This window comes from Mycobacterium bourgelatii, assembly GCF_010723575.1.
In the GTDB taxonomy this organism is placed as follows: Bacteria; Actinomycetota; Actinomycetes; order Mycobacteriales; family Mycobacteriaceae; genus Mycobacterium; species Mycobacterium bourgelatii.
In genome coordinates, this window is the sequence record NZ_BLKZ01000001.1 from 2,322,883 (window position 1) to 2,348,644 (window position 25,762).

At 66.7% G+C, this 25,762-nt stretch carries 22 protein-coding genes; 13 read left to right on the top strand and 9 right to left on the bottom strand.

The genetic code is table 11. The features are described from left to right. Positions 1 to 15: 15 nt before the first annotated feature. Both coaBC and metK read left to right on the top strand, forming a co-directional pair. Positions 16 to 1,281, top strand: a complete 1,266-nt coding sequence (gene coaBC, locus G6N68_RS10445; RefSeq protein WP_163711313.1) for a bifunctional phosphopantothenoylcysteine decarboxylase/phosphopantothenate--cysteine ligase CoaBC — start codon at positions 16 to 18, stop codon at positions 1,279 to 1,281. Positions 1,282 to 1,416: 135 nt separating this feature from the next. Then, entirely contained in the window at positions 1,417 to 2,628 is a 1,212-nt protein-coding gene (gene metK, locus G6N68_RS10450) for a methionine adenosyltransferase (protein WP_163711316.1), read from the top strand. A 120-nt stretch (positions 2,629 to 2,748) separates the two neighbouring features. Here metK and G6N68_RS10455 read toward each other — a convergent pair whose 3' ends face one another. The 3 genes from G6N68_RS10455 to G6N68_RS10465 are packed head-to-tail and all read right to left on the bottom strand — an operon-like array spanning position 2,749 to position 6,208. After that, the gene (locus G6N68_RS10455; protein WP_163711320.1) at positions 2,749 to 3,324 is read right to left on the bottom strand and encodes a pyridoxamine 5'-phosphate oxidase family protein; all 576 of its coding nucleotides are present in this window, start codon (positions 3,322 to 3,324) and stop codon (positions 2,749 to 2,751) included. A gap of 22 nt (positions 3,325 to 3,346) precedes the next feature. Then, positions 3,347 to 4,822 carry a flavin-containing monooxygenase gene (locus tag G6N68_RS10460; RefSeq protein WP_163711323.1) on the bottom strand — a complete coding sequence of 492 codons (1,476 nt, stop codon included), beginning with the start codon at positions 4,820 to 4,822 and terminating at the stop codon, positions 3,347 to 3,349. Beyond that, the gene (locus G6N68_RS10465; RefSeq protein WP_163711325.1) at positions 4,823 to 6,208 is read right to left on the bottom strand and encodes a cytochrome P450; all 1,386 of its coding nucleotides are present in this window, start codon (positions 6,206 to 6,208) and stop codon (positions 4,823 to 4,825) included. 74 nt (positions 6,209 to 6,282) lie between these two features. On the opposite strand from G6N68_RS10465, the gene G6N68_RS10470 reads away from it, so the two are divergent. Continuing rightward, complete coding sequence (locus tag G6N68_RS10470) at positions 6,283 to 7,323, top strand: AraC family transcriptional regulator (RefSeq protein WP_163711327.1); 1,041 nt, start codon at positions 6,283 to 6,285, stop codon at positions 7,321 to 7,323. Here G6N68_RS10470 and G6N68_RS10475 read toward each other — a convergent pair. From G6N68_RS10475 to lipI, 3 genes are all read right to left on the bottom strand, one after another. Next, a complete protein-coding gene (locus G6N68_RS10475) occupies positions 7,320 to 9,113 on the bottom strand; it encodes a PE family protein (protein WP_163711330.1) in 1,794 nt (597 codons plus the stop codon). The genes G6N68_RS10470 and G6N68_RS10475 overlap by 4 nt on opposite strands. A gap of 235 nt (positions 9,114 to 9,348) precedes the next feature. After that, a complete protein-coding gene (locus G6N68_RS10480; protein WP_163711333.1) occupies positions 9,349 to 10,317 on the bottom strand; it encodes an alpha/beta hydrolase in 969 nt (322 codons plus the stop codon). Positions 10,318 to 10,341: 24 nt separating this feature from the next. After that, positions 10,342 to 11,301: an esterase LipI gene (gene lipI, locus G6N68_RS10485; protein WP_163711334.1), complete on the bottom strand. Its 960-nt coding sequence runs from the start codon at positions 11,299 to 11,301 to the stop codon at positions 10,342 to 10,344. Here lipI and G6N68_RS10490 point away from each other — a divergent pair. From G6N68_RS10490 to G6N68_RS10500, 3 genes are all read left to right on the top strand, one after another. Beyond that, on the top strand, positions 11,300 to 12,046 hold the full coding sequence (locus tag G6N68_RS10490) for a lysoplasmalogenase (RefSeq protein ID WP_163711337.1): 747 nt from the start codon (positions 11,300 to 11,302) through the stop codon (positions 12,044 to 12,046). The two genes, lipI and G6N68_RS10490, sit on opposite strands and share 2 nt — an antisense overlap. Positions 12,047 to 12,089: 43 nt before the next feature. After that, on the top strand, positions 12,090 to 14,111 hold the full coding sequence (locus tag G6N68_RS10495) for a primosomal protein N' (protein WP_205351300.1): 2,022 nt from the start codon (positions 12,090 to 12,092) through the stop codon (positions 14,109 to 14,111). A 108-nt stretch (positions 14,112 to 14,219) separates the two neighbouring features. After that, positions 14,220 to 14,711, top strand: coding sequence for a MarR family transcriptional regulator (locus G6N68_RS10500; RefSeq protein WP_163711340.1), 492 nt, complete (start codon positions 14,220 to 14,222; stop codon positions 14,709 to 14,711). A 5-nt stretch (positions 14,712 to 14,716) separates the two neighbouring features. On the opposite strand, the gene G6N68_RS10505 is transcribed toward G6N68_RS10500, so the two are convergent. Further along, entirely contained in the window at positions 14,717 to 15,520 is an 804-nt protein-coding gene (locus G6N68_RS10505) for a class I SAM-dependent methyltransferase (protein WP_163711342.1), read from the bottom strand. 148 nt (positions 15,521 to 15,668) lie between these two features. On the opposite strand from G6N68_RS10505, the gene fmt reads away from it, so the two are divergent. From fmt to ribD, 4 genes are read left to right on the top strand one after another with little or no spacing between them, the layout of a single operon-like run. Beyond that, positions 15,669 to 16,607, top strand: a complete 939-nt coding sequence (fmt, locus tag G6N68_RS10510) for a methionyl-tRNA formyltransferase (RefSeq protein WP_163711344.1) — start codon at positions 15,669 to 15,671, stop codon at positions 16,605 to 16,607. Continuing rightward, positions 16,604 to 17,983: an RsmB/NOP family class I SAM-dependent RNA methyltransferase gene (locus G6N68_RS10515; RefSeq protein WP_163711348.1), complete on the top strand. Its 1,380-nt coding sequence runs from the start codon at positions 16,604 to 16,606 to the stop codon at positions 17,981 to 17,983. The genes fmt and G6N68_RS10515 overlap by 4 nt, the downstream gene beginning before the upstream one ends. A 13-nt stretch (positions 17,984 to 17,996) precedes the next feature. After that, positions 17,997 to 18,686, top strand: a complete 690-nt coding sequence (gene rpe, locus G6N68_RS10520; RefSeq protein WP_163711351.1) for a ribulose-phosphate 3-epimerase — start codon at positions 17,997 to 17,999, stop codon at positions 18,684 to 18,686. A gap of 7 nt (positions 18,687 to 18,693) precedes the next feature. Further along, complete coding sequence (gene ribD / locus G6N68_RS10525; RefSeq protein WP_163711353.1) at positions 18,694 to 19,716, top strand: bifunctional diaminohydroxyphosphoribosylaminopyrimidine deaminase/5-amino-6-(5-phosphoribosylamino)uracil reductase RibD; 1,023 nt, start codon at positions 18,694 to 18,696, stop codon at positions 19,714 to 19,716. On the opposite strand, the gene G6N68_RS10530 is transcribed toward ribD, so the two are convergent. After that, entirely contained in the window at positions 19,697 to 21,280 is a 1,584-nt protein-coding gene (locus tag G6N68_RS10530; RefSeq protein WP_163711355.1) for an MFS transporter, read from the bottom strand. The two genes, ribD and G6N68_RS10530, sit on opposite strands and share 20 nt — an antisense overlap. A gap of 4 nt (positions 21,281 to 21,284) precedes the next feature. Further along, positions 21,285 to 21,995: an LppX_LprAFG lipoprotein gene (locus G6N68_RS10535; protein WP_205351301.1), complete on the bottom strand. Its 711-nt coding sequence runs from the start codon at positions 21,993 to 21,995 to the stop codon at positions 21,285 to 21,287. An 84-nt stretch (positions 21,996 to 22,079) separates the two neighbouring features. Here G6N68_RS10535 and G6N68_RS10540 point away from each other — a divergent pair, with 84 nt between their 5' ends. The 3 genes from G6N68_RS10540 (at position 22,080) to G6N68_RS10550 (ending at position 25,721) form a co-directional block, all read left to right on the top strand. After that, a complete protein-coding gene (locus G6N68_RS10540; protein WP_163711359.1) occupies positions 22,080 to 22,682 on the top strand; it encodes a riboflavin synthase in 603 nt (200 codons plus the stop codon). Between the two features lie 24 nt (positions 22,683 to 22,706). Further along, positions 22,707 to 24,344, top strand: coding sequence for an LppX_LprAFG lipoprotein (locus G6N68_RS10545; RefSeq protein ID WP_163711361.1), 1,638 nt, complete (start codon positions 22,707 to 22,709; stop codon positions 24,342 to 24,344). A 99-nt stretch (positions 24,345 to 24,443) separates the two neighbouring features. Beyond that, positions 24,444 to 25,721: a bifunctional 3,4-dihydroxy-2-butanone-4-phosphate synthase/GTP cyclohydrolase II gene (locus G6N68_RS10550; RefSeq protein WP_163711363.1), complete on the top strand. Its 1,278-nt coding sequence runs from the start codon at positions 24,444 to 24,446 to the stop codon at positions 25,719 to 25,721. The last annotated feature ends 41 nt before the right edge of the window (positions 25,722 to 25,762 follow it).

Consider the following 25,762-nt stretch of genomic DNA (forward strand, 5'->3'; position numbering starts at 1 on the left):
GCCGGGCGCACTGTGGTGGGCAAGCGGACTGCCAAGAGCGTCTCCAAAAACGTCGTAGTCGGCGTCTCCGGGGGAATCGCCGCCTATAAGGCGTGCACCGTCGTCCGTCAGCTCGCCGAGGCCGGACACAACGTCCGCGTCATCCCCACCGAGTCCGCGCTCAACTTTGTCGGCGCCGCGACGTTCGAAGCGCTGTCCGGTGCGCCGGTGCGTACCGGCGTTTTCGACGACGTTCCGGAAGTCCCGCACGTGCGCCTCGGTCAGCAGGCCGACCTGGTGGTGGTCGCTCCGGCCACCGCCGACCTTCTTGCCCGCGCGGTGGCCGGTCGTGCCGACGACCTGCTCACCGCCACCCTGCTCACCGCGCGATGTCCGGTGCTGTTCGCGCCGGCGATGCACACCGAGATGTGGTTGCACCCGGCCACCGTCGACAACGTCGCCACTTTGCGCCGCCGCGGCGCGGTTGTCCTCGAACCCGCATCCGGGCGGCTCACCGGCACTGACAGCGGCGCGGGACGCCTGCCGGAGGCCGAAGAGATCACCACCCTGGCTCACCTGCTGTTGGAGCGCCACGACGCGCTGCCCTACGACCTTGCCGGCTGCAAGGTACTGGTCACCGCAGGCGGTACCCGCGAGGCGATCGACCCGGTGCGTTTCATCGGCAACCGCAGCTCCGGCAAGCAGGGCTATGCGGTCGCTCGGGTGGCCGCTCAGCGCGGCGCCGAGGTCACCCTGATCGCCGGTCACACGGCCGGCCTCATCGACCCCGCCGGCGTCAACGTCGTACACGTCAGCTCCGCCCAGCAGCTTGGCGACGCCGTGTCCAAGCACGCGCCGGACGTAAACGTGCTGGTGATGGCGGCGGCGGTGGCCGACTTCCGGCCCACCCAGGTCGCCACCGCGAAGATCAAGAAGAGCGCGAGGGACTCCACGGCACCGACCATCGAGCTGGTCCGCAACGACGATGTACTGGCCGACACGGTCCAGGCGCGTAAACACGGCCAGTTGCCGAACATGCGGGCCATCGTCGGGTTTGCCGCCGAGACCGGCGACGCCAACGGCGATGTGCTCTTTCACGCCCGGGCCAAACTGCAGCGCAAGGGCTGCGACTTGCTGGTCGTGAACGCGGTGGGCGACGGCAGGGCGTTCGAGGTCGACAGCAATGACGGGTGGCTGCTGGCGTCGGACGGCACGGAGTCCGCGCTCCAGCACGGCTCCAAGACTTTGATGGCCAGCCGTATCGTTGACGCAATCGCCACGTTCTTGCACAGCGATAGCTGATAACGTCCCAGGGCGACGTAGCCCTAGAGACGTAGCCCCGGACAGGGACAGGCGGCCTGGGGGACAAGACCATAATTCGCCTAACTAACATTTAGGCGCCAACGAAGTTGGCACATTGACTGGAAGGAATGCAGGGTGAGCGAGAAGGGTCGGCTGTTTACCAGTGAGTCGGTGACAGAGGGACATCCCGACAAGATCTGTGACGCGATCAGCGACTCGGTCCTCGACGCGCTTTTGGCGGAGGATCCCCGCTCACGTGTCGCGGTCGAGACGCTGGTGACCACTGGGCAGGTGCACGTAGTCGGTGAGGTGACCACCTCGGCGAAGAATGCCTTCGCCGACATCACCAACACCGTCCGCGAGCGCATTCTCGAGATCGGTTACGACTCGTCGGAAAAGGGCTTCGACGGGGCGTCATGCGGCGTGAACATCGGTATCGGTGCCCAATCGCCGGACATCGCCCAGGGTGTCGACACCGCCCACGAGGCGCGGGTCGAGGGCGCGGCCGATCCGCTGGACTCGCAGGGCGCCGGCGACCAGGGTCTGATGTTCGGTTACGCGATCAACGACACCCCGGAGCTGATGCCGCTGCCCATCGCGTTGGCCCACCGGCTGTCGCGGCGGCTGACCGAGGTGCGCAAGACCGGCGTGCTGCCCTACCTGCGGCCCGACGGCAAGACCCAGGTCACCATCGCCTACGAGGACGACGTCCCGGTTCGGCTGGACACGGTGGTCGTTTCCACCCAGCACGCCGACGGGGTCGACCTGGAGAAGACGCTGGACCCCGACATCCGCGAGCACGTGCTCGGCCACGTGCTGAAGGAGCTCGCCCACGAGACGCTGGACGCGTCGGCTACCCGGGTGTTGGTCAACCCGACCGGCAAGTTCGTCCTGGGCGGTCCGATGGGCGACGCCGGTCTGACCGGTCGCAAGATCATCGTCGACACCTACGGCGGCTGGGCCCGCCACGGCGGTGGCGCCTTCTCGGGCAAGGACCCGTCGAAGGTGGACCGGTCGGCGGCCTACGCGATGCGCTGGGTGGCCAAGAACATCGTCGCCGCCGGCCTGGCCGAGCGGGTCGAGGTACAGGTGGCCTACGCCATCGGCAAGGCCGCCCCGGTCGGCTTGTTCATCGAGACCTTCGGCACCGCGACCGTCGACCCGGTCAAGATCGAGAAGATTGTGCCTGAGGTGTTCGACCTGCGGCCCGGTGCCATCATCCGCGACCTGGATCTGCTGCGGCCGATCTACGCGCAGACGGCGGCCTACGGACACTTCGGTCGTACCGACATCGAACTGCCCTGGGAGCAGTTGAATAAGGTCGACGACCTCAAGCGCGCCATCTAGCCTCGCCGCACTCTTCTCGTTGAGCGTCTCGCCGCACTCTTCTCGCCGAGCGTCACGCCAGCGTGGCGCTCGACGCCAAGCGTCACGCCAGCGTGGCTTTCGGCGGGGTTAGTTGCCGGCCTAACCCCCTACCGGCGGCGGTGGCGGGTGGTCGGGGTCCAATCCAGGCAATCCATCGATGCTGTGCTGATTGCGACCGATCAAGCGGGCGTAGGCCTCCTCGGGCGCCTTGACGTGATGGGTCTCGAGTACCGGTCGTTCGTCGACGAGTTCGTAATAGGGCACCGCGAATCCGCAGGCGTCGGCAATGCGCTCGACATCGATGACAATGGCAGCCCGTAGACCCGACCGCAGGTCGCCGAAATGGCTTCGGATCCGGTCGAATTCGGCATCGTCGGGACGAACGACGCGGCCGGTGCCGAACAATCTCAGTATTCGCGAGTTGCGGGTGAACGAACAGAACATGATGGTGATTCGGCCGTTGTCCCGCAAATGCGCGATGGTTTCAACGCCGCTGCCGAACAGGTCGAGGTAGGCAACGGTGTGGTCATCGAGCACCGCAAAGGTGTCTTGGTATCCCTTGGGGGACAGGTTGATCCGGCCGCCCGTGCTCGGCGCAGTGGCGACGAAGAACATCGCCTGCTTGCCGATGAATTCGCGCAGCGGCGCGTCGATGCGCGAAAACTCCTTTGCCATCGTTCGAGCGTAGCCTCCCCGCTCAGGCGGTGAAGCGATAGTCCTCGAGATCGAACCGCCGACTGCGCCAATAGGCTTCGACCGTGGTGGTCGGCCGGATCGGCACGTCGCCGTTCTTGTCAAAGTAGTAGCTGTTGGCCAATCGGCAGCTGTCCTGCCAGAAGATCTGCCGATGGCGCTTGCGCATCATCTCCGCGAAGTAGCGGGCATTGGCCTCTTCGCGTACCTCGACTTTGGTCGCCCCGTTCTTCCGGGCGCGTTTCAGGCAGCGCACGATGTGATGGGTCTGAGTCTCGATAAGCGCGAAGTACGATGATCCGACGTAGCCGTACGGGCCGAAAACGGTGAACATATTCGGGAATCCGGGAACGCTGACACCCTCGTAAGCCTGCAACCGGTTCTCGTCCCAGTACCGGCTCAAGGACCGGCCGCCACTGCCCGCAACGGCATAGGTGGGGACGCTATCGGTGTCCATCACCTTGAAGCCGGTCGCCAGAATCAACACGTCGATTTCGTGGTCTTCACCGTCTGTGGACACCACCGCGCTGGGGGTGATCTTGTCGATCGGCTCGGTGACGAGTCGAACGTTGTCGCGATTGAACGTGGCCAGATATTCGTTGTGGAAGCCGGGTCGCTTACAGCCCACGGCGTATTGCGGGGTGAGCTTGGCCCGCACCTCCGGATCCTTGACCTGCTCGCGCAGGTACCTGCGGCCGGCCGCACCCATGTTCTTGGCCAGCGGAAAGACGGTGAAGTATTGCGCCGCAAGGGGGAAGGTCAGTTCCACGAACGCCTGGCTGAGCAGCCTCTGAACGACCTTGCCGCCGGGAATGCGCATCGCCCAGCGCGCCGCCGCGGGCAGCGGCACGTCGAGCTTGGGGAAGCACCAGATCGGGGTTCGCTGAAATACAGTCAGCTGGGCCACTTTCGGCGCGATCTCCGGAATGACCTGCACGGCCGACGCGCCCGTGCCGATGATCGCAACCCGCTTGCCGGACAGGTCCTGGCTGTGGTCCCAGCGCGCGGTGTGCATGGTGATGCCGTCAAAGGAGTCGACGCCGTCGATGTCCGGCAGTTTCGGCACGGTCAGCACGCCGCAGGCGTTGATCAGAAATCGAGCCGTGACTTCACCGCCCGGCTCCGTCTGTACCCGCCAAATGCTGTGCGCATCGTCGAATTCGGCCGAAATTACCTTGGTGTTGAACCGAATTCGGGGCCGGATGCCGTACTTGTCGACGCAGTGCTCGGCGTACCCCTTGAGTTCGCGCCCGGGTGCGTAGGTGCGGGACCACTCCGCGCTCTGTTCAAAGGAGAACTGGTAGGAGAACGACGGAATGTCCACGGCGATACCGGGGTAGGTGTTCCAATGCCAGGTGCCGCCGACACCGTCGCCCGCTTCGATCACCAGGTAGTCGTGGAATCCCGCTTGGTCCAGCTTTATTGCCGAGCCGATTCCGGAGAATCCGGCACCGACGATCAGGATCTCGTAGTCCGGCATCTAACGCCCGCTTCCGATCAGGTGCAGTCCGTGTTTGGGCCGCAACGTTAACGTGGCTTCGAGTTCGACGCGGTGGCCGGGCGCCAGGTCGAACGCGAAGCGCTGACTCATGATTGCCGCAATCAGCACCATCTCCATCAAAGCAAAACTCTGGCCGATGCAGATGCGGCGTCCGCCGCCGAACGGCAGGTAAGCCGATCGCGGACGATCCCGCGCACCGTGCAAGAACCTGCCGGGATCAAAGACTTCTGGGTCGGGCCACCAGCGTGGGTCGTGGTGGATGTGATGGATCGGGATCACGACCGTGGTGCCGCGGCGAATATGGTGCGCGTCGATGACGTCGTCGGCGATCGCCCTGCGCGCGATGATCCACACCGACGAGAAGTAGCGCTGCGACTCCTGCAGGCACGCCGTCGTCCAGGGCAACCGACCGAGGTCGTCGGCCGTAGGCGGGCGGGTTCCCAGCACGTCGTCGACCTCGGCGACCATCCGGGCGCGCGCCTCGGGGTGCAGCGCCATCAGATACCAGAACCAGGACATGGCGTTCGCGGTGGTTTCGTGGCCGGCAAGCATGAAGGTCAGCGCCTCGTCGCGCACGCGCTGGCGCGGCCACGTGCCCCCGTCGGCGCGCAGCAGTACGTTGAGCAGGTCATTTCCGTCCGTGGGGTGCGCAAGGCGCTGATCGATCACCGCGTTGACCGCACGATCCAGCGCCAGGGTGATGCTCTGGAGGTCGCGCAGTGGTGGGGGCATGCGGACGCCCGAGAAGGCCAGCCAATGCAGCGCGTCGTACATCGGGGGCGGCATCAGTCCCCACAGCCCGAGTCGCTGCAGCTTTTCCGCGCGCCGAAGCCCGCGGGTCGCAAGATCATCCATGCTCTGCACCAACGGGCCGAAGTCCTGGCTGAAGAGGGCGTTGGCCACCACCCGGAGGGTGGCCTCGACCATCGTCTGGTGCATGTCGAACGGCGCGCTCGGTTGCATCGATGCGGTGACTTGGGCGATCGGGTCGCTCATCAGGTCGACGAGGTCATTGAGGTGGCGGCGGGCGAAGGTGGGGTTGAGCGTGCCGCGGTGGGCGGCCCAGGATTCGCCTTCGTCGGTGAGCAGGTTGATGCCGGCAGTGGCGCGGATGGGCTCGTACTCGTTGGACTTGACGTACTTCAGGCGCGCCTCGTGCAGCACGTGATCGACGTAGTCCGGATGACTTATCGATACGAAACGTCGTCCACCGCAACGGAATCGGGTGATGTCGCTACCACGCAGCCGGCCCAGGAAGCCGTCGCCGGCGTCGAACCCGATGGTCAGTGCCTCCCGGGTCATCGTCCAGGTCTTGAGCCGTCGGGCGGGTCCGCGCGACGGCCGCTCGGCGGTGAGCGTGGCCATGACTCCACTGTAGGGATGGCGGCGACGGCACGTAATGAGATTATGGGACAGGGTGTTGGGAGTTTAGGACAGCGATGCGACGGTTGACGCCAACGACCGACCTGCGGCACCCGGTGTATCCGACCCGGGTGTTGTGCGAGGTTGCCAACGAGCGCGGGGTGCCGACTCGCGAACTGCTGGCGGGTGCCGGCATTGCCCCGGCTGAGCTGGAGGAGCCGGACATCACGGTCAGTGGTGCCGACGAGATCGTGGTCGTACGACGGTTGCTGGAGCGGTTGCCCGACGGCGTGGGGCTCGGTATCGATGTCGGTCGTAGGTTCAGCCTTACGCACTTCGGGCTGTTTGGGTTCGCCGCCATGTCGTGTGCCAACCTTCGGGAACTGCTCACGATCACCATGCGGTATTTCGCGTTGACCACCATGCAGGTCGCCATCACCTTGTTCGAAACCGCCGATGACTGTCTCGTCGAACTCGATGCCAGTCACCTACCGGCCGATGTGCGGGGCTTTTTCGTCGAGCGTGACATTGCTGGGATCATCGCGACGACAGCAAGTTTCGCCTTTCCGGTCGCGGAGAAGTATGCCGATCAGGTGTCGGTGGAGTTGGCGATCGACGAGGACCTGCTGCGCCCGTTGCTCGAACTGGTGCCGGTCCACGACATCGCGTTCGGCCGTGCGCACAACAGGCTGCACTTTCCACGCGAGATGTTCGATGACCCGTTGCCCCAGGCGGATCCGCACACGCTGGAGATGTGCATCGCCCAGTGCGATGTGTTGATGCAGCGCAACGAACAACGCCGGGGCATTACCGCGCTGGTGCGTACCAAGCTGTTTCGCGATTCGGGCCGGTTCCCGACGCTTCCCGAAGTGGCCGCCGAACTCGACCTTCACCCGCGAACGCTGCGCCGCCGACTTACCCTGGAAGGCACGTCATTTCGTGACTTGCTGAACGAGGCACGCTCGACCGTGGCCGTCGACCTGTTGCGCAATGTCGGGCTGACGGTGGACGAGGTGGCCAAGCGGCTCGGCTACACCGAGGTCTCGACGTTCTCGCACGCCTTCAAACGCTGGTATGGCGTTGCGCCCAGCGTGTATTTGAATTCGAGCGTGGGCTAGCCGTTCTCGCCCGGTGCGCCGAACAGTGAGCCGCCGGGTCCGCCATCGCCGCCTTCTCCTGGGTCGCCAGGCGGTGCGCTGGCACTGCCGCCCGGGCCCCCGGGTCCGCCCGCGCCGCCATTGCCGCCGTTGCCGATGAACTTGGCCGCCCCGCCGTTACCTCCGGCGCCCCCGGCACCGCCGGGTGTGTTGTTGCCGTCGCCGGGTCCACCCGCACCGCCGAATCCGCCTGCGCCGCCGTTCCCGATCCACCCGCCGTTACCGCCGGCACCGCCCGCCGCGCCAACAGCGGCCTTGCCGCCAAAGCCGCCGTCTGAACGTCCGCTGTCACCGCCCGTGCCGCCGCCACCACCGTTGCCGATGAGGTTGGCAGACCCGCCTGCTCCGCCGACGCCGCCAGCCCCTAAGGCGTCGGGGTTGACATTCCCGCCGGCTCCACCGGCCCCACCATCGCCGAACTGCCCGCCGGCGCCTCCCATGCCACCATTGCCACCGCCTCGGTTGCCGTCACCTCCGGCGCCGCCGGCCCCGCCATTGCCAAGCAGTCTGGCTGCCCCACCGGCGCCACCCTTCCCGCCTAAGCCGGCTTGAACGTCGCCTCCGCCTGCCCCGCCTGCCCCGCCATTGCCGTACAGCAGTCCGCCGAAGCCGCCGTTACCGCCGGCACCGCCGTCAGCGGACGGGCCGACCGCGCCGGTTCCACCAGCACCACCGTGGCCGATCCACCCGACGGAACCTCCGGCACCACCGTTACCACCAGGAATCCCTCCGCCTTGGCTGGCCGCACCGTTGCCGCCGGCCCCGCCATGTCCGATCAGTTGCACGGCTCCGCCGGTGCCGCCGTCACCACCGTGGCTGCCGAAGCTAAAGCCTTTTCCGGCACCCCCGCCGTTCCCGCCCGTCCCGCCGTCGCCGACGAAAGAGGTACCGCCCGCACCACCACGACCGCCGGTGCCGCCCGTCCCCAGGTTGGTAGCCTGCCCGCCCTTTCCGCCATGTCCGCCGGCTCCACCATCGCCGAACAGGCCGCCGGCGCCACCACCCCCGCCGGCGCCGCCGGTACCCCCCACGCCACCGACGGCGGGGTCCTCTCCACCTGCGCCTCCTGCACCGCCCGCACCGCCATTACCCCACAGCCCCACCGCGCGGCCGCCGACGCCGCCGTTGCCGCCTGCACCGCCTTCGATCGTCGCGGCACCTCCAGACCCGCCGGCCCCACCGTTGCCGTAGAGCCACCCGCCCGTGCCGCCCGCTCCGCCGGCCGCGCCTGCTCCGCCGAGCCCGCCGGCACCGCCATGCCCGATCAGTCCGGCCGCACCGCCCGCACCGCCGGCCTGGCCTTCCGCGCCCGATCCGCCCCGGCCGCCGTTGCCGTACAGGATGCCGCCGGCACCTCCCGCTGCGCCGGTCCCGTCGGCTCCATTAGCGCCGTCGCCGATTAGCGGTCGACCCAGCAAGGTCTGGGTGGGCGCGTTGATCAGGTTGAGCAGCTGTTGCAGGGGAGAGGCGTTGGCTGCTTCGGCGGCGGCATACGCGCCCGCTCCAGCCTGCAGCGCCTGCACGAACTGGGCGTGAAATGCCGCCGCCTGCGCGCTGACGAGTTGATAGCTCTCCGCGTGACCCGCAAACAGCGCCGCCACCGCCGCGGAGACTTCATCGGCGCCGGCAGCCAGCAACTGTGTCGTGGGTAGGGCCGCGGCGGCGCCGGCCGAGTCGAGTGTTGATCCGATGTTCGCCAGATCCGACGCTGCCGCCGTGACGAATTCCGGCACCGCAATCACATACGACATTTCTCAACCTCCCGACAGGTCGTGTTGTTGGGGTACCTCTGCCCTAAAGACAACACAACACCGTATTGCCGGACGGTATCGTCGGATTTGCGTTTCCGCAATCATTTTCAGCGGATTTACAGCAACGAAAAATTATGTGGCACAACAACTTTAAGCAATCTGTCGGTGCAGTTGACACCGGCGCTCGCATGTCGCCCAGTTGGACAAATTCACTGAAATGACAGTGAAAAAGACTTTAGGCGTGCAACGCCTTTTTCAATGCCGCCAATCCGCGATTTAGCGCCTCGGCGGCGGCGGGCACCACCAGCGCGAAGTTGGCGTAGCCGTGCACCATATTCGACTCATTGCGCAACTCCACGGGAACTCGGGCGGCGCGCAGCAGTTCGGCGTAGCGGGCGCCGTCGTCGCGCAGTGGGTCGTGTTCTGCGGTGCCGATGTACGCCGGCGGCAGCCCGGACAGATCGCCATTGCCCGGCGCCAAGATCGTCGGCAACGTCTCGAAGTCGCTGATGTCGATGCCCGGCACGTACCAACCCAGGAACGCGTCGATGACCTCGAGATCCAGGATGTACGCGGTGGCGTGCTCTTTGAACGACGGCAGCGACAGGTCGCCGATGCACGACGGGTACCACAGCAGCTGGAAGACCAGCGGCGGTCCGCTCTGCCCGGCGTTGTCGCGGGCCAGTTGCGCCATGACTGCAGCGATATTGCCGCCCGCCGAGTCACCGGCGACGGCGATCCGGTCCGGGTCGCCGCCCAGTTCGGCGGCATGCTCGCCGACCCACTGCAGCGCAGCCCAACTGTCATTGACTCCGGCCGGGAACGGATACTCGGGTGCCAGCCGGTAGTCGACGGACACCACGATCGCGTCCGCACCGACGGCATGCGCACGTGTCACATGGTCGTGGGTGTCCACGCTGCCCAGGGCCCAGCCGCCGCCGTGGTAGTACACGACCACCGGCAGGTTGTCCTTTTCGACGGGTGGCCAGTACACCCGGATCGGGATGTCGGTCAGGTCGCCGTATCCGATGGTCCGGTCTTCAATCCGTAAGTCCGGCAGCAGCTCTGGGGGCGCCTTGAGCGCGGCCAGCCGGGCCCGGGCGACTTCGACTCCGTCGGCCGCGCTGAACGCCAGCGGTATCGCATCGAGCAGCATCTTCAAGAACGGGTCGATGCCGGGTCGGCCAACGCTCGAGTCGGTCATCTACCCACGGTAAGCAGCACCGGCCTATCCGTGGAGCGCAACACGCAACGCCGCCAGCGCCCGGTTCGTCGCCGCGGTTGCGGCAGGAACCACCCCCGCGTAGCCGACGTAGCCGTGGACCAGCGTCTCGGCGTTGTGCGCCTCGACCGCGACGCCGGCGTCAGCCAGCAACTCCGCATAGCGGAGGCCGTCGTCGCGCAGCGGGTCGTGACCGGCGACGGCGATGTAGGCGGGCGGCAGATCGGCCAGGTTGTCGGCACGACCGGGAGCCATGCCCGGCGGAGGGCTGGACAAGTCGACTTCGCCTGCGTACCAACGGGAGAAGTCAGCAACGGCCTTTCGGTCCAGGATCAGGGCATTCGCATTCTCGCTGAACGACGGCAACGATTGGTCCCACAAGGTGGAGGGATACCACAGCAGTTGGAAGGCGATCGGTGGCCCGCCGCTATCGCGAGCGCGTTGGGCGATGACCGCCGCGATGGTGCCACCCGCCGAGTCCCCTGCCACGGCAATCCGCGCGGGGACGGCGCCGATCTCGGCAGCATGCTCGGCCACCCATAGCGTTGCGGCCCAAGCATCTTCGATCGCGGCGGGGTAGGGGTGCTCGGGTGCCAGTCGGTAGTCGACTGATACCACTATCGCGTCGGCGCCGACGGCGTGCAGGCGGCACGTGCCGTCGTGCGTGTCGAGATCACCCATGACGAAGCCGCCACCGTGGAAGAACACCACCACCGGTTGGCTCGCGTGGCCGGAATCGGTTGACGGCCAATAGATCCGGATCCCGATCGATCCTGCCGGCCCGGCGATGGTGCGGTCCTCCACCCGAAGTTCGGGGTGCACCGGGCGGCGCGGCAAGTCGCGCAATCGCTGGCGCACCGCGTCGATACCGTCCTCGGTTGATAGCCGAAACGGAACCGCATCCAGTACCTTCAGCAGGATGGGGTCGATCTCGGGTTTCTCGTCGGCGGTGTCCAGATTCGGCATGGAAGTACCGTACGCAAAGCGCTTCGTGCTCGGCGGCTGGGTGCTGGCCGGCTGGGCCGCCCTGGCCTACGGCGTCTACCTAACCTTTCTTGCGCTGCGCCTGCCGCCGGGGTTCGAACTCACCGGGCAATGGGTTCTGCAACCCCCGTTCAAAGCCTCGATGGCGCTGTTGCTGGCCGCCGCGGCCGTCGCCCACCCGATCGCCCGTGAGCGTCGGTGGCTGCTGCCGGCCCTGCTGTTCTCGGCGGGTGGCGACTGGCTGTTGGCCATTCCTTGGTGGCCCATGTCATTTGTGCTCGGTCTGGGTTCATTCCTGTTGGCGCATCTGTGTTTTCTGGCGGCGCTGGCTCCTCTGGTGGTGAAGTCGCCGCGTTCTCCCGTGCGCATCGGTGCCGTGGTCTTGATGTGCCTGTCGTCCGCGTCGTTGTTGACCTGGTTTTGGCCGCACCTCGGCAAGGAAAAGTTGACCGTCCCGGTGTCCGTCTACATCATCGTGCTGACCGCCATGGTGTCGGCAGCACTGTTGGCGAAGTTGCCGACGATCTGGACCGCGGTGGGGGCGGTGTGTTTTGCCGTGTCCGACTCGATGATCGCCATCAGCCGGTTCATTCTCGGCAACGAGGCATTGGCAGTGCCCATCTGGTGGACGTACGCGGGGGCGCTCATCCTGATCACCGCCGGTTTCTTCTTCGGCCGCGAGGACAGCGTCCAAACCGAGGTTCCGGAACCGGCGGAAGCGACTTAGACCTGGGTGTCGGTGGCCATCGCTACGGTGACTACCGAGAAAAATGTCGTCCAGCAAGGTGTCCCGGGGGTCTGACCGCGCGTCCATCGAAGTAGAGCCGATCGCGCGGGTACTGCCGATGTTGTCGGTGCCGCACCTCGACCGCGAGTTCGACTACCTGGTTTCCGCCGAGCAGTCCGATGACGCCCAGCCGGGGGTGCGGGTACGCGTGCGATTCCACGGTCGCCTGGTCGACGGCTTCATCTTGGAACGGCGCAACGACACCGATCATCACGGCAAGCTGGGCTGGCTCGATCGGGTCGTTTCCCCTGAACCCGTCCTGACCACGGAAATCCGCCGCCTGGTCGACGCGGTGGCCGCGCGATATGCGGGAACCCGCCCCGACGTATTGCGCCTGGCAGTACCGCCCCGGCACGCCCGAGTGGAACGAGAGGCCGTGGCCTCCCTGGGCGCACCCGACGTCGCCCCGGTCGACCCGGCGGGCTGGGAGGTCTATGGGCGCGGCGGAGCTTTCCTGACCGCGTTGGCCGAGGCGCGTGCCGCCCGGGCCGTCTGGCAAGCACTTCCGGGCGAGCAGTGGGCGGACCGCTTCGCCGAGGCCGCAGCGCAGACCGTTCGAGCGGGCCGCACGGTGCTGGCGATCGTGCCCGACCAGCGGGATCTGGACATACTGTGGCAGGCCACGACCGCCCTGGTCGACGAACGCCATGTCGTAGCCCTGGCTGCCGGCTTGGGCCCGGCGGCGCGCTATCGGCGCTGGTTAGCCGCGCTGCGCGGCAGCGCCCGATTGGTAATTGGTACCCGCAGTGCGGTGTTCGCGCCGCTCAGCGACCTGGGGTTGGTCATGGTCTGGGCCGACGGGGACGACAGCCTGGCCGAGCCGCGGGCGCCGTATCCACACGCGCGAGAGGTGGCGATGCTGCGGGCGCATCAGGCCCGGTGCGCGGCGCTGATCGGTGGCTACGCCCGGACCGCTGAGGCACACGCGTTGGTCCGCAGCGGCTGGGCTCACGACATCGTGGCCCCACGGCCCGTCGTGCGCGCGGCCAGTCCGCGCGTCGTTGCTCTCGACGACGGCGGCTACGCCGAGGAACGCGACCCGGCAGCCCGCACGGCACGGTTGCCGTCCATCGCGTTGCGCGCGGCCCGTTCGGCGTTAGAGGCCGGAGCGCCGGTCCTGGTGCAGGTTCCGCGTCGCGGGTATGTGCCGGCGTTGGCCTGCGGGCGCTGCCGCACGATTGCCCGCTGCCGGCACTGCACCGGTCCGCTGCAGTTGCAGGACCGGGCGGCGCAAGGCACGGTCTGCGGTTGGTGCGGACGCATCGACCCGACGGTTCGTTGCGTGCGTTGTGGCTCCGAAGCGGTGCGCGCCGTGGTCGTCGGGGCCCGACGCACCGCCGAGGAGCTCGGCCGAGCCTTCCCGGGAACCGCGGTGATGACGTCGGCGGGGGACCACATCATCACCGATGCCGTCGCGAAGCCGGCCCTGGTGGTTGCTACGCCCGGAGCCGAGCCGCCTGCCGAGGACGGGTACGGCGCGGCGTTGCTGCTGGACACCTGGGCTTTGCTGGGTCGGCAAGATCTGCGCGCCGCCGAGGAGGCACTGTGGCGTTGGATGGCCGCGGCCGCGTTGGTGCGACCGCGACGTGACGGCGGCGTGGTGACGGTGGTCGCGGAAGCCTCCATCCCGACCGTCCAGTCGCTGATCCGTTGGGATCCGGTCGGTCACGCCGACGCCGAACTTGATGCCCGATCCGAAGTGGGTTTGCCGCCAAGCGTTCATATCGCTGCCCTGGACGGCACCGCCGCGGGTGTACGGGCGCTGCTGGATCAGGCCGAATTACCCGAGGGAGCCGAACTTTTGGGTCCGGTCGAGCTACCGCCGGGGGCCCGCCGCCCGCCGGGCACCCCCGCTGACACACCTGTGACCAGGATGCTGGTGCGCGTCGACCGCCAACTCGGTTTGCAGCTCGCAGCGAGCCTGCGGCGGGCGGTTGGGGTGCTCAGTGCTCGTCAGCACAACGAGCCGGTGCGCGTGCAGATCGACCCGTTACATATCGGATAGCGACTGTATCCCTGAGAAACTATCGCTAAGAACGACAGTAGAAGACTGTTACACTTTCCCTGTTGTATCTACAGGTTGACCGCCGGAAGACCCGGGGAAAGGGCCAATATGTCGACGGACAACGCGACCGTAGCCGTAGCCGAGGAGTCGGCGGATGCGATCACCGATTCTTTGCTCACCGCATCCCGCTTGTTGGTAGCGATCTCAGCGCGATCCATCGCGATGGTCGATGAGACCATCACCATCTCGCAGTTTCGAACCCTGGTGATCTTGTCCAATCGCGGCCCGATCAACCTCGCAACGCTGGCCACACTGCTCGGCGTTCAGCCGTCGGCGACCGGGCGGATGGTTGACCGGCTGGTCAGCGCCGGCCTGATCGACCGACTGCCGCATCCGACGTCCCGACGCGAGTTGCTGGCCGCCCTCACCCAGCGTGGACGCGACGTCGTCGCAAAGGTCACCGCGAACCGGCGTGGCGAAATCGCGCGCATCGTGGAGCAAATGCCGCTGGCGGAACGCCGCGGCCTGGTGCGCGCCCTGACGGCGTTCACCGCGGCCGGCGGCGAGCCAGACGCTCATGTCAACATCGAGGAAATCTAAGCGGCTCAACGCTTTTCCGCTGTAGCCAGTAGGTACTCCCACTCCATCACGCCGTCGGCCAGGTACTCGGCGGCGAGCTCGACGAGTTGCGCGTCGAGCTCCGCCGCGAGCACTTGGTTGTCGCAGACGTTGGCATACGCCTCGATCGTCGGGCCGTAATGGGTCTTGAAGTAGTCGTGCACTCCCCACGGGTTGTCGAATCGCTCGACCTTCAACGCCCCGCGTCGGGTCGTGACATGGGTGACGCGGTCACCCCACAACCCGCGGATGTAGGCCTCGCGTCCCCACAGCGCCGACGGGGGGAGCGACGCCGACAGGGTCGGCCGGTATGGCCTGATCGCGGCTAGCATCCGGCCGAAGAATCCCTCTTGGGTCCAGCTGATCACGCCGATGGTGCCGCCAGGCCGGCAGACCCGCACCAGCTCATGAGCCGCGCGCTGATGATCCGGCGCGAACATCACGCCGATGGCCGAGATCACTGTGTCGAACTCGTTGTCGGCGAACGGCAGTGCCTGCGCATTGGCTTCCCGGCAATCCAGCGTCAGTCCTTGCTCCGCGGCTCGTGCCTGCGACCGCCGCAGCAGCTCGGGGGTGAGGTCGGTGGACACGACGGTCGCCCCCGTCCGGGCGGCGGGCAGCGAGATGTTCCCAGACCCGGCCGCGACGTCGAGGACACGAGTGCCTGGCCCAATTCCCGTTGCTGACACCAGGATTGGGCCCAGTGGGGCCATCACCTCCTCGGCCATCAGCGCGTAGTCGCCCAGCGCCCACATGGCTCGGTGTGTTTCGGCCAACGTGTCGACAGTCATCCGTCCTCCTCGGTCAAAGATTGCCCTAAGCAAAAATAGTGGTAGGACACAATATGCGTGAGCAACATTAAAGTCGGCTGAGAGTTTGCCGTGGTGTTCCGGCTACGGCGTGTGATGCGGCCGCGGGCGGCCTTCCTAGACTTAGGCGGTGCGCATTGTCTTCGCCGGTACCCCCGAACCCGCGCTCCCGTCATTGCGCCGACTCATCGACTCCCCGAATCACGACGTCATCGCGGTGCTGACCCGGCCCGATGCCGCATCCGGGCGACGCGGGAAACCGGAGCCATCACCCGTCGCGCGGGAGGCGCTCGACCGCGGCATACCGGTGTTGCGGCCGTCCCGACCTAACTCCCCGGAGTTCGTCGCCGAACTAACGGAGTTGGCGCCAGAGTGTTGCGCGGTGGTGGCCTATGGTGCACTGCTCGGCGACTCTTTGCTGGCCGTCCCTCCGCGCGGCTGGGTCAACCTCCACTTTTCGCTGCTGCCCGCCTGGCGTGGAGCGGCACCGGTGCAGGCGGCGATCGCGGCAGGGGACACGATCACCGGAGCGACGACCTTCCTTATCGAGCCGAGTCTGGACTCCGGGCCCGTCTACGGTGTGGTCACCGAGACCATCCGGCCCACCGATACCGCCGGCGATCTCCTTGAGCGGCTTGCTGTTTCGGGAGCCGAACTGCTGTCGCACACCATGGACGGCATCGCCGACCAGACGCTGACGCCGCGCCCGCAGCCGACCGAGGGCATCAGCCTGGCGCCGAAAGTCACGGTGGAGCAGGCTCGGGTGCGCTGGGATCTGCCGGCTCAGGTCATCGAACGGCGGATCCGCTCGGTCACCCCGAACCCCGGCGCATGGACGGTGATCGGTGACTTGCGCGTCAAACTCGGTCCGGTCCAGGTCGATACCAGTGCTGACGCTCCAAAGAACCTGCCGCCCGGCGGAATTCTGGCAGATCGCAAGACTGTGTGGATCGGTACCGGCTCGGATCCGGTGCGGCTAGGCCAAATTCAACCACCCGGGAAAAAACTCATGAATGCCGCCGACTGGGCGCGCGGTGCCCGGCTCGATCCTGACGCGCGTGCCTCATGAAGTCCAAATCGACCCGGCCGCAACGTAAGCGGCTGGATCCGGCACGCCGCGCGGCCTTCGACACCTTGCGGGCGGTCACCGAGCGCAACGCCTACGCCAACCTGGTGTTGCCCGCGTTGTTGCGGGAACGAGGCATCACCGGCCGCGACGCCGCGTTCGCCACCGAACTGGCCTACGGTGCCTGCCGGACCCGGGGTCTGCTGGACGCGATCATCGGCGCGGCCGCCGGACGTCCCGCCGAGGCGATCGATCCGATCCTGCTCGAGCTGCTTCGGCTCGGCGCGTACCAGCTCTTGCGCACTCGGGTCGACGCACATGCCGCCGTCTCCACCACGGTCGACCAGGCGGGCATCGAATTCGACTCCGCCCGAGCGGGTTTCGTCAACGGCGTGCTGCGCAAGATCGCCGGGCGAGACGAGTCGTCCTGGGTGGAAGAGCTGGCGCCCGACGCCGGCCGCGATCCGATCGGCCATGCCGCGTTCCGGCACGCGCATCCCCGCTGGATCGCCCAGGCGTTCGCCGACGCGCTGGGCGCATCGGCCGCCGAACTCGATGCCGTCTTGGCCAGCGACGACGAACGACCGCAGGTGCACCTGGCGGCGCGGCCCGGTGTGCTGAGCGCCGCCGAGTTGGCCGACATGGTGCACGGCAGCGTCGGACGGTATTCGCCGTATGCGGTGTATCTGCCAGGCGGCGACCCGGGACAACTCGCTCCGGTGCGTGAGGGTCAGGCCCTGGTCCAGGACGAGGGCAGTCAACTGGTGGCGCGAGCGCTGACGCTGGCACCGGTCGACGACGACGCCGGCCGCTGGCTGGACATGTGCGCCGGGCCCGGCGGAAAGACCGCGCTGCTGGCCGCGATCGGTACCGACGTGGGGGCGCGAGTGACCGCGGTGGAGCCGTCGCCGCATCGGGCCGAGCTGGTAGCCGAGAACACCCGTGGGTTGCCCGTCGAGGTAGTCCGGGCCGACGGGCGACACCTGGACCTGGAACCGGGATTCGACCGGGTGCTGGTCGACGTGCCTTGTACCGGCCTGGGCGCGTTGCGTCGGCGCCCGGAGGCGCGCTGGCGCCGCCAACCCGCCGACGTGCCCGCGCTGGCCAAGTTGCAGCGCGAACTGCTGGCGGCCGCGATCGCCCTGACCCGGCCGGGCGGCGTCGTGCTCTACGCGACCTGCTCACCGCATCTCGCCGAAACCGTGGGGGTGGTCGCCGACGCGCTGCGGCGCCACCCGGTGCAGGCGTTGGATACCCGTGAGTTGTTCGTGCCGGTCACCGAGGGGTTGGGAAACGGCCCCTACGTGCAGCTTTGGCCGCACCGTCACGGCACCGACGCCATGTTCGCAGCCGCGCTGCAGCGCCTGCCGGACGCTTAGTAATCTGTCGCACATGCCTTCTCGACCGGAGGGACCGCTGATCGCACCCTCACTGTTGGCCGCGAACTTCGCTCGGCTTGCCGACGAAGCGGCCGCCGTGCCCAGCGCCGATTGGTTACATGTCGACGTGATGGACGGCCACTTCGTGCCGAACCTGACCATCGGCCTGCCGGTGGTGGAGGACCTGTTGGCGTCCACCGACATCCCGATGGACTGCCATCTGATGATCGAAAACCCGGATCGGTGGGCGCCGCCCTACGCCGAAGCGGGTGCCTACAACGTCACCTTCCACGCCGAGGCCACGGACAACCCGATCGCGGTGGCCCGCGACATCCGCGCCGCGGGGGCAAAAGCGGGAATCAGCGTCAAACCGAAGACCCCGCTCGAGCCATACCTTGAGATCTTGCGGCACTTCGACACCTTGCTCATCATGTCTGTAGAACCTGGTTTCGGGGGGCAGAGCTTCATTCCCGAAGTGCTTTCAAAAGTGCGCACCGTGCGCAAGTTGGTCGATGGGGGGGAGCTGACAATTTTGGTGGAAATCGACGGCGGTATCAACGAGGAAACGATCGAGCAGGCCGCGGAAGCCGGCGTTGACTGCTTTGTCGCCGGATCGGCGGTTTACGGCGCGGAGGACCCCGAGCGCGCCATCGAGGCATTGCGCAGACAAGCCAGTGCCGCGTCGCCCCACCTGGGCCGATGAGCCGCCGATGACCAGCGTCGAACAGGTCAAGAGCATCGAAGAGGCGATGCAAATCGCCATCGCGCAGTCTTACCAAGTCAAAGGGACCACCTATCCGAACCCACCCGTCGGGGCGGTCATCGTCGACCAAGAAGGCAAGGTCGTCGGCGTCGGCGCAACCGAGCCGGCCGGAGGCGATCACGCCGAGGTCGTTGCGCTGCGCCGGGCGGGTCGGCTGGCCGCCGGTGCCATCGCGATAGTCACCATGGAGCCGTGCAATCACTACGGCAAGACTCCGCCGTGCGTGAACGCGCTGATCGAGGCCAGGGTCGGGACGGTGATATACGGCGTCAACGACCCGAACGGGATCGCCGGCGGCGGTGCCGGTCGGTTGTCCGGGGCCGGCGTGCAAGTGCGGTCGGGGATATTGGCCGATCAGGTGGCGGCGGGGCCGCTGCGCGAGTGGCTACACAAGCAGCGCACCGGCCTGCCGCACGTGACCTGGAAGTACGCCACCAGCATCGACGGTCGCAGCGCTGCGGCCGACGGTTCCAGCCAGTGGATCTCTAGCGAAGCCGCGCGCGCGGACTTGCATCGCCGGCGCGCCATCGCCGACGCGATCGTGGTCGGCACCGGCACCGTCTTCGCCGACAACCCGGCGCTGACCGCCCGGCTACCCGACGGGTCTCTGGCGCCGCAGCAGCCGTTGCGCGTGGTGGTGGGCACTCGGGAGATCCCGCCGGAAGCCAAGGTCCTGAACGACGATGCCCGCACCATGCTGATCCGCACCCGCGACCCGGTAGAGGTGCTCCGATCCCTGGCGGACCGCACCGATGTCCTGTTGGAGGGTGGCCCCACCCTGGCGGGCGCCTTCTTGCGGGCCGGGGCGATCAACCGGATCTTGGCCTACGTGGCGCCCATCTTGCTGGGTGGTCCCGTCACCGCGGTCAATGACATCGGCGTGTCCAGCATTGCCCAAGCGTTGCGCTGGCAGTTCGACAGCGTCGAGCAGGTTGGGACAGACCTGTTGCTCAGTTTGGTGGCTCGGTAGCGGCGGTCGTCGCGGACGCAGTGGCCGGAGTCCGGTCCTGGTCTTCCGGCTCCTCGGGGTGGCCCTTGCGGCCGGCGATAAGTAGTCCGAGCACCGCACCGACGACGCAGACGATGGCGGTGATGGTAAATATGCCGCCATACATCTCGACATACGAGTCCAGCTTCAACTGCCCCTGCATGGCCAGTCGTGCGAATCCGCGGTCGTTCGGGCCGGGCGGTGGCAACTGGGCCAACTTCGCTTCGAAGATCTTCTCGACCCGGTAGAACCCCCACGCGCTCAGCGCCGCCACACCGATCAACATGCCGGTCATCCGGGCCACCACCACCAAAGCGGAGGCGATGCCGTGCTGGGCTGCCGGGACGACCCGCAGCGTGGCCGACGACAGCGGCCCGATGACCAGGCCCAATCCGATGCCGACGAGCATCAGGTCGGTCTCCATCGCGGGGAGTTGCACCAACCCGAAGATGTCGTGCCGGTAGTTCGGCAGGTCCCTCGGCCAGTGTGAAATCAGCAGATAGCCGCCGCCTGCGATGAGCAAGCCGACGACCGTCATCGCGCGGTCGCCCACCCGGGTGGCGATCCAGCCGCCGATGAGCGCACCGACCGGCAGTCCGATCAGGAACCAAAGCAGCATGGCTGCGGCTTCGTTCTGGCTCTTCAACAGCACGCCCTGGCCGAACAGCTCGACGTTGACCAGCGTGACCATCAGCGCCGCGCCCGCGCACAACGATGCGCCCAGCGCGGACAGGAACGGCCGGAACTGCACCCCGGTCGGATTGATCAGCCGGGTCCGGGCAATGACCTCCCAGACGAAGAACGCCACGGTGACCACGATCGCCCCGAGCACCAGCCACACTCCGTTGGGCGGCAAAATGTGCTGGCCGTCCGGGTTGGGGTTGTACAGGCCGAAGACGGCGAGGCCTAGCGCCAGGGCCAGCAACAGACCGCCGACGATGTCGACCTTTTCCGGGTCGGCGCTGCGGTCGTGCGAGGGCAGGCTGAACTGGATCAGGACCATGGCGATCAGGGTCAGCGGGACGTTGATCCAGAACACGAAACGCCAGTCGTGGAACAACCACACGATGAAGATGCCGTACAGTGGACCGAGTACGCTGCCCAGCTCCTGCGCGGCTCCGATACCGCCGAGGACGCCGGCTCGGTTGCGCTGCGCCCACAGGTCCGCCCCCAGCGCCAGCGTGATGGGCAGCAATGCGCCGCTGGCCACGCCTTGCACCCCGCGGCCGATCACCAACATGTCGAAATCGCCAAAGTGCCCGGCCAGCGCGGTCACCACCGAACCGATCAGGAACATCGCCAAGCTGACCTGCAACATCAACTTGCGGCCGAACCGGTCCGAAGCCCGGCCGAGCAGCGGCATGGCGGCGATGTAGCCGAGCAGGTACCACGTGATGATCGGGGTGATCTGCTGCAGCTTGTTAATCGGGATGCCGACATCGGTCATGATGTCGCGCATGATGGTGATCACGACATAGGTGTCGAGGGCACCCAGTAGTACCGCGAGGCTTCCCGCGCTGATGGCGACTCGGCGTCCGGCCCGCATCTGCTCAGGCCCCCGCGGGCTTCTCGACCTGCACCGGCTCATTCCAGGCCGACAAGGTCATCGTGAACGCGTTGCCGGAACCTTTGTCGAGCTTGACCTGCGCCAATTGGTGATCGCCGTTTTCTTGAATCCAGACGGTGGTCGGCGTGGGAGCCGTCGCGTCGAACGGCGCGAGCTTGTTGGCGGCGTCGGGGTTGACGTTGCCACTGATGCGGATCGTGCTCTGCCCGTTGATGGTGTCGCGGCCCTCGGCTTTGGGGTCGTCGAGGTTTGCCAGCAGGTTGGCGACGCCGCTCTGCGGGTCCAGGATCGTCGAAGGGTCGTAGTGCAGCAGGTCTTTGATCTTGCCGACGTCGTCCCACTTACCCGGGGTGAGTGCGGTGGTGTAGAGCTCGCCGTCCAAAATCACGAAGTCAGCGTCGATTTCACTGCCGAAGGCGATGATCCTGGCGTTGCCCTTTCCGGCGGTCTGCGGCGTGGTGGTCAGGTCTCCGGTCAGTGTCTTCAGCGGCAGCTGCGGGATCTTGCCGGTCACCGTCATGACCAAGTGGGCGCTCTTGACGGTCTTGGTCACGGCGGTCGACTGGTCGACCAGTGGCTTCGCTTCGGGGAGCGGTCCACCGCTGTCCTTCTTGTCGCCAGAGCATCCAGCGACCAATAGGGTCGCGACGCTCATGGCTGCGAGCACAGCGAAAAGACGGCGGGGTTTTGGCATACCCAGCATCGTAGAGGGTCGCCCCGTCGTGGCCGGTCAGCCACTCATGTGCAGCGGCTATGTATCAGTCATTAGCCTGGGACGATGTTCACCGGAATTGTCGAGGAACTCGGAGAGGTGACGGGCCGGGAAGCGCTCGCCGACGCCGCGCGGCTGCTTATCAAGGGGCCCGTTGTCACCGCCGACGCCAGGCACGGCGACTCGATTGCCGTCAACGGTGTGTGCCTCACGGTCGTCGACGTCCTCGCCGACGGCCAGTTCAGCGCAGACGTGATGGCCGAGACGCTGAACCGGTCCAACCTGGGCGAGCTGCAACTCGGCAGCCGGGTCAACCTAGAGCGCGCGGCCGCGGTCAACAGCCGCCTCGGTGGGCACATCGTGCAGGGGCATGTGGACGGGACCGGCCAAATCGTGGCCCGCACGCCGTCTGAACACTGGGAAGTGGTGCGCATCGAGGTACCGTCGACGGTCGCGCGGTACATCGTGGAAAAAGGGTCGATCACCGTCGACGGGATTTCGCTCACCGTGTCCGGTCTCGGTGCCGAGCCCCGCGATTGGTTTGAGGTTTCGCTGATCCCGACGACTCGCGAGCTCACCACGCTGGGCAGCGCGCCGGTGGGAACGCAGGTGAATCTCGAGGTCGACGTGATCGCGAAGTATGTTGAACGGCTGCTGACCCACAAATAGTCGTTAGCGGCGCCAAGGAGGCCTGTGGAGGGGAAGGACTTCGGGCGCTACCACCTCGTCGAACTGCTGGGCAGGGGCGGCATGGGGGAGGTGTGGCGCGCACATGACACGGCCACCGACCGCGTCGTCGCCATCAAGCTGCTAACCACGCAGCTGTCCGAGAACCAGGACTTTCAGCGACGTTTTCGCAGAGAAGCGCACGCCGCCGCACGGCTGAGCACCCCACACGTGGTGCCCATTCACGACTACGGCGAGATCGACGGCCACCTGTACGTCGACATGCGGCTGATCGAGGGCTGCGACCTGCAAACCGTGCTCGCCGACGGGCCTTTAGAGCCGGCGCGGGCGGTACACATCATTGACGGAGTCGCCAAGGCGCTGCAGGCCGCGCACGAGGTCGGTCTGCTGCACCGCGACGTCAAGCCGTCCAACGTGCTGCTCGATCGCGACGACTTCGCGTACCTGATCGACTTCGGCATCGCACGCGCCCTCGACGACACGCGCATGACCAAGGCCGGTCACACGATCGGCACCTTTCAATACATTGCGCCCGAGCGGCTGGGAAACGAGATAGAGGAGGACGCCCGCACCGACGTCTACTCGTTGGCTTGCGTGCTTTACGAATGCCTCACCGGCCAACCGCCGTATGCCGGCGAGACGATGGCGCAACAGGTCGCAGCCCACCTCACCGCCCCGCCGCCCCGACCATCGGTGGTGCGACCGGGGTTGCCGCCACAACTCGATCAGGTGATCGCCATCGGCATGGCCAAACGGCCAGAGCTGCGATATCCGACCGCCGTGCACCTCGCCCAAGCCGCCCGGGATGCGATCAGCGCCCCTGTCGGGTTCCAACCGGCCGTCAGCCCCCAGCAGCCTGGCCCGCAGCCGTCCCGTCCGTGGTGGCGGCGCAGCGCCGCGTTGATTACCGCCGCTGTAATCGTCGCGGTGGCGGCGATCGTGCTGGTCGTCGTGCTGGCCGGCATTGGAGATCGGCCGGCCAGCGGAAGCGGCCAAACGGCCCGCCCGGGCGACCAAACTGGGCAGAGCACCCAGACCGGTCTGCCGAATGCCGCCGAGTTGCTGACCCAGTCCCATCGCAACGCGACGGCGCTGACCAGCGCACACCTCCGTCAGACCGCCACCGGCGACATCCCCGGATTGCCGGTCCGGACGGTGGACGGCGATATCACGACAATTCCCAGCGCAGGCGCAGCGGGGAAAGAGAATCTTCGACTCGCCGGGGCCGACATGGAAGTCGACTTCGTAGTTCTCGACGGCACCTTCTATGCAGCTCTTCAGCCAGGTGAGTGGACGAATCTGGGCGTCGCCTCCGACATCTACGACCCGACGGCAATGCTGAACCCCGGCATCGGTATCGCGCACCTACTGGCGAACTTCACCGGTGCCAAAGCCGCCGAGATTGAGACCCTCAACGGCGTGGAAACGGTGCGCATCGGCGGTCAGGTCAGGGCTGATGCCGTCAACAAGCTCGTCCCGCAGTTCGCCGCCACTGGTCTTGTGCCGGCCACCGCATGGGTCCGCAAGGACGGTGAACACCAGATTGTCCAGTTCCAGCTGGAACCCGGTGCCGGCAAGAGCCTGGTGATGACGTTTTCGAACTGGAACGAACCGGTCACTGTTGCAAAGCCGCCGGGGGTGTGACGTCGGTCATCAAGCAGGGGCAATAACCGCGGCGGAACGGTGGTTCATACTGAAAGCAACCGGCCAATGGTGTAAGCCGGTCCGACAGCAAGGTGAGCGATGACGAGGTTGGACTCCGTCGAGCGGGCGGTTGCCGACATTGCGGCGGGTAAGGCTGTCGTTGTCATCGACGACGAGGACCGGGAAAACGAGGGTGACCTGATCTTCGCCGCCGAGAAGGCCACGCCGGAGTTGGTTGCCTTCATGGTTCGGTACACGTCGGGTTACCTGTGTGTGCCGCTGGACGGTGCCATCTGCGACCGGTTGGGCCTGTTGCCGATGTACGCGGTGAACCAGGACAAGCACGGCACCGCCTACACCGTTACCGTCGATGCGAAAAACGGTGTGGGTACCGGTATTTCGGCGTCAGACCGGGCGACCACCATGCGGTTGCTGGCAGACCCGACCAGCATTGCCAACGATTTCACCCGCCCCGGCCATGTCGTTCCGCTGCGCGCCAAGGACGGGGGAGTGTTGCGGCGCCCCGGCCACACCGAGGCCGCGGTCGACCTGGCCCGGATGGCGGGGTTGCAGCCCGCGGGGGCTATCTGCGAGATCGTCAGCCAAAAGGACGAGGGCGCGATGGCTCAGACCGATGAGCTGCGCGTTTTCGCCGACGAGCACGGCCTGGCGATGATCACCATCGCCGATCTGATCGAGTGGCGGCGCAAGCATGAGAAGCACATCGCGCGGATAGCCGAGGCGCGGATCCCCACCCGGCATGGGCAGTTCCGGGCCATTGGTTACGCCAGCATCTACGAAGAGGTCGAACACGTCGCGTTGGTGCGCGGCGACATCGCCGGGCCTACCGGTGACGGTGACGACGTGTTGGTGCGCGTGCACTCCGAGTGCCTGACGGGCGACGTCTTCGGCTCGCGCCGTTGCGACTGCGGACCACAATTGGATGCCGCGATGGCGATGGTCGCGCGGGAGGGTCGTGGCGTTGTGCTGTACATGCGCGGCCACGAGGGTCGCGGTATCGGCCTGATGCACAAATTGCAGGCCTATCAACTGCAGGACGCCGGAGCCGACACGGTGGACGCCAACCTGAAGCTCGGATTACCGGCCGATGCAAGGGATTACGGAATAGGTGCACAGATTCTCGTTGATCTCGGGGTCCGCTCGATGCGACTGCTGACCAATAACCCGGCCAAGCGAGTGGGGCTGGACGGGTATGGACTGCACATCATTGAGCGGGTGCCACTGCCGGTGCGGGCCAACGCGGAGAACATTCGTTATCTGATGACCAAGCGCGACAAGATGGGACATGACCTGGCGGGCCTGGACGATTTCCACGAATCCGTCCATCTTCCGGGTGAATTCGGCGGGGCACTGTGAGCGAGCGGCGCAAATGAGCGCGCGGCGCGACGATGCAGAGC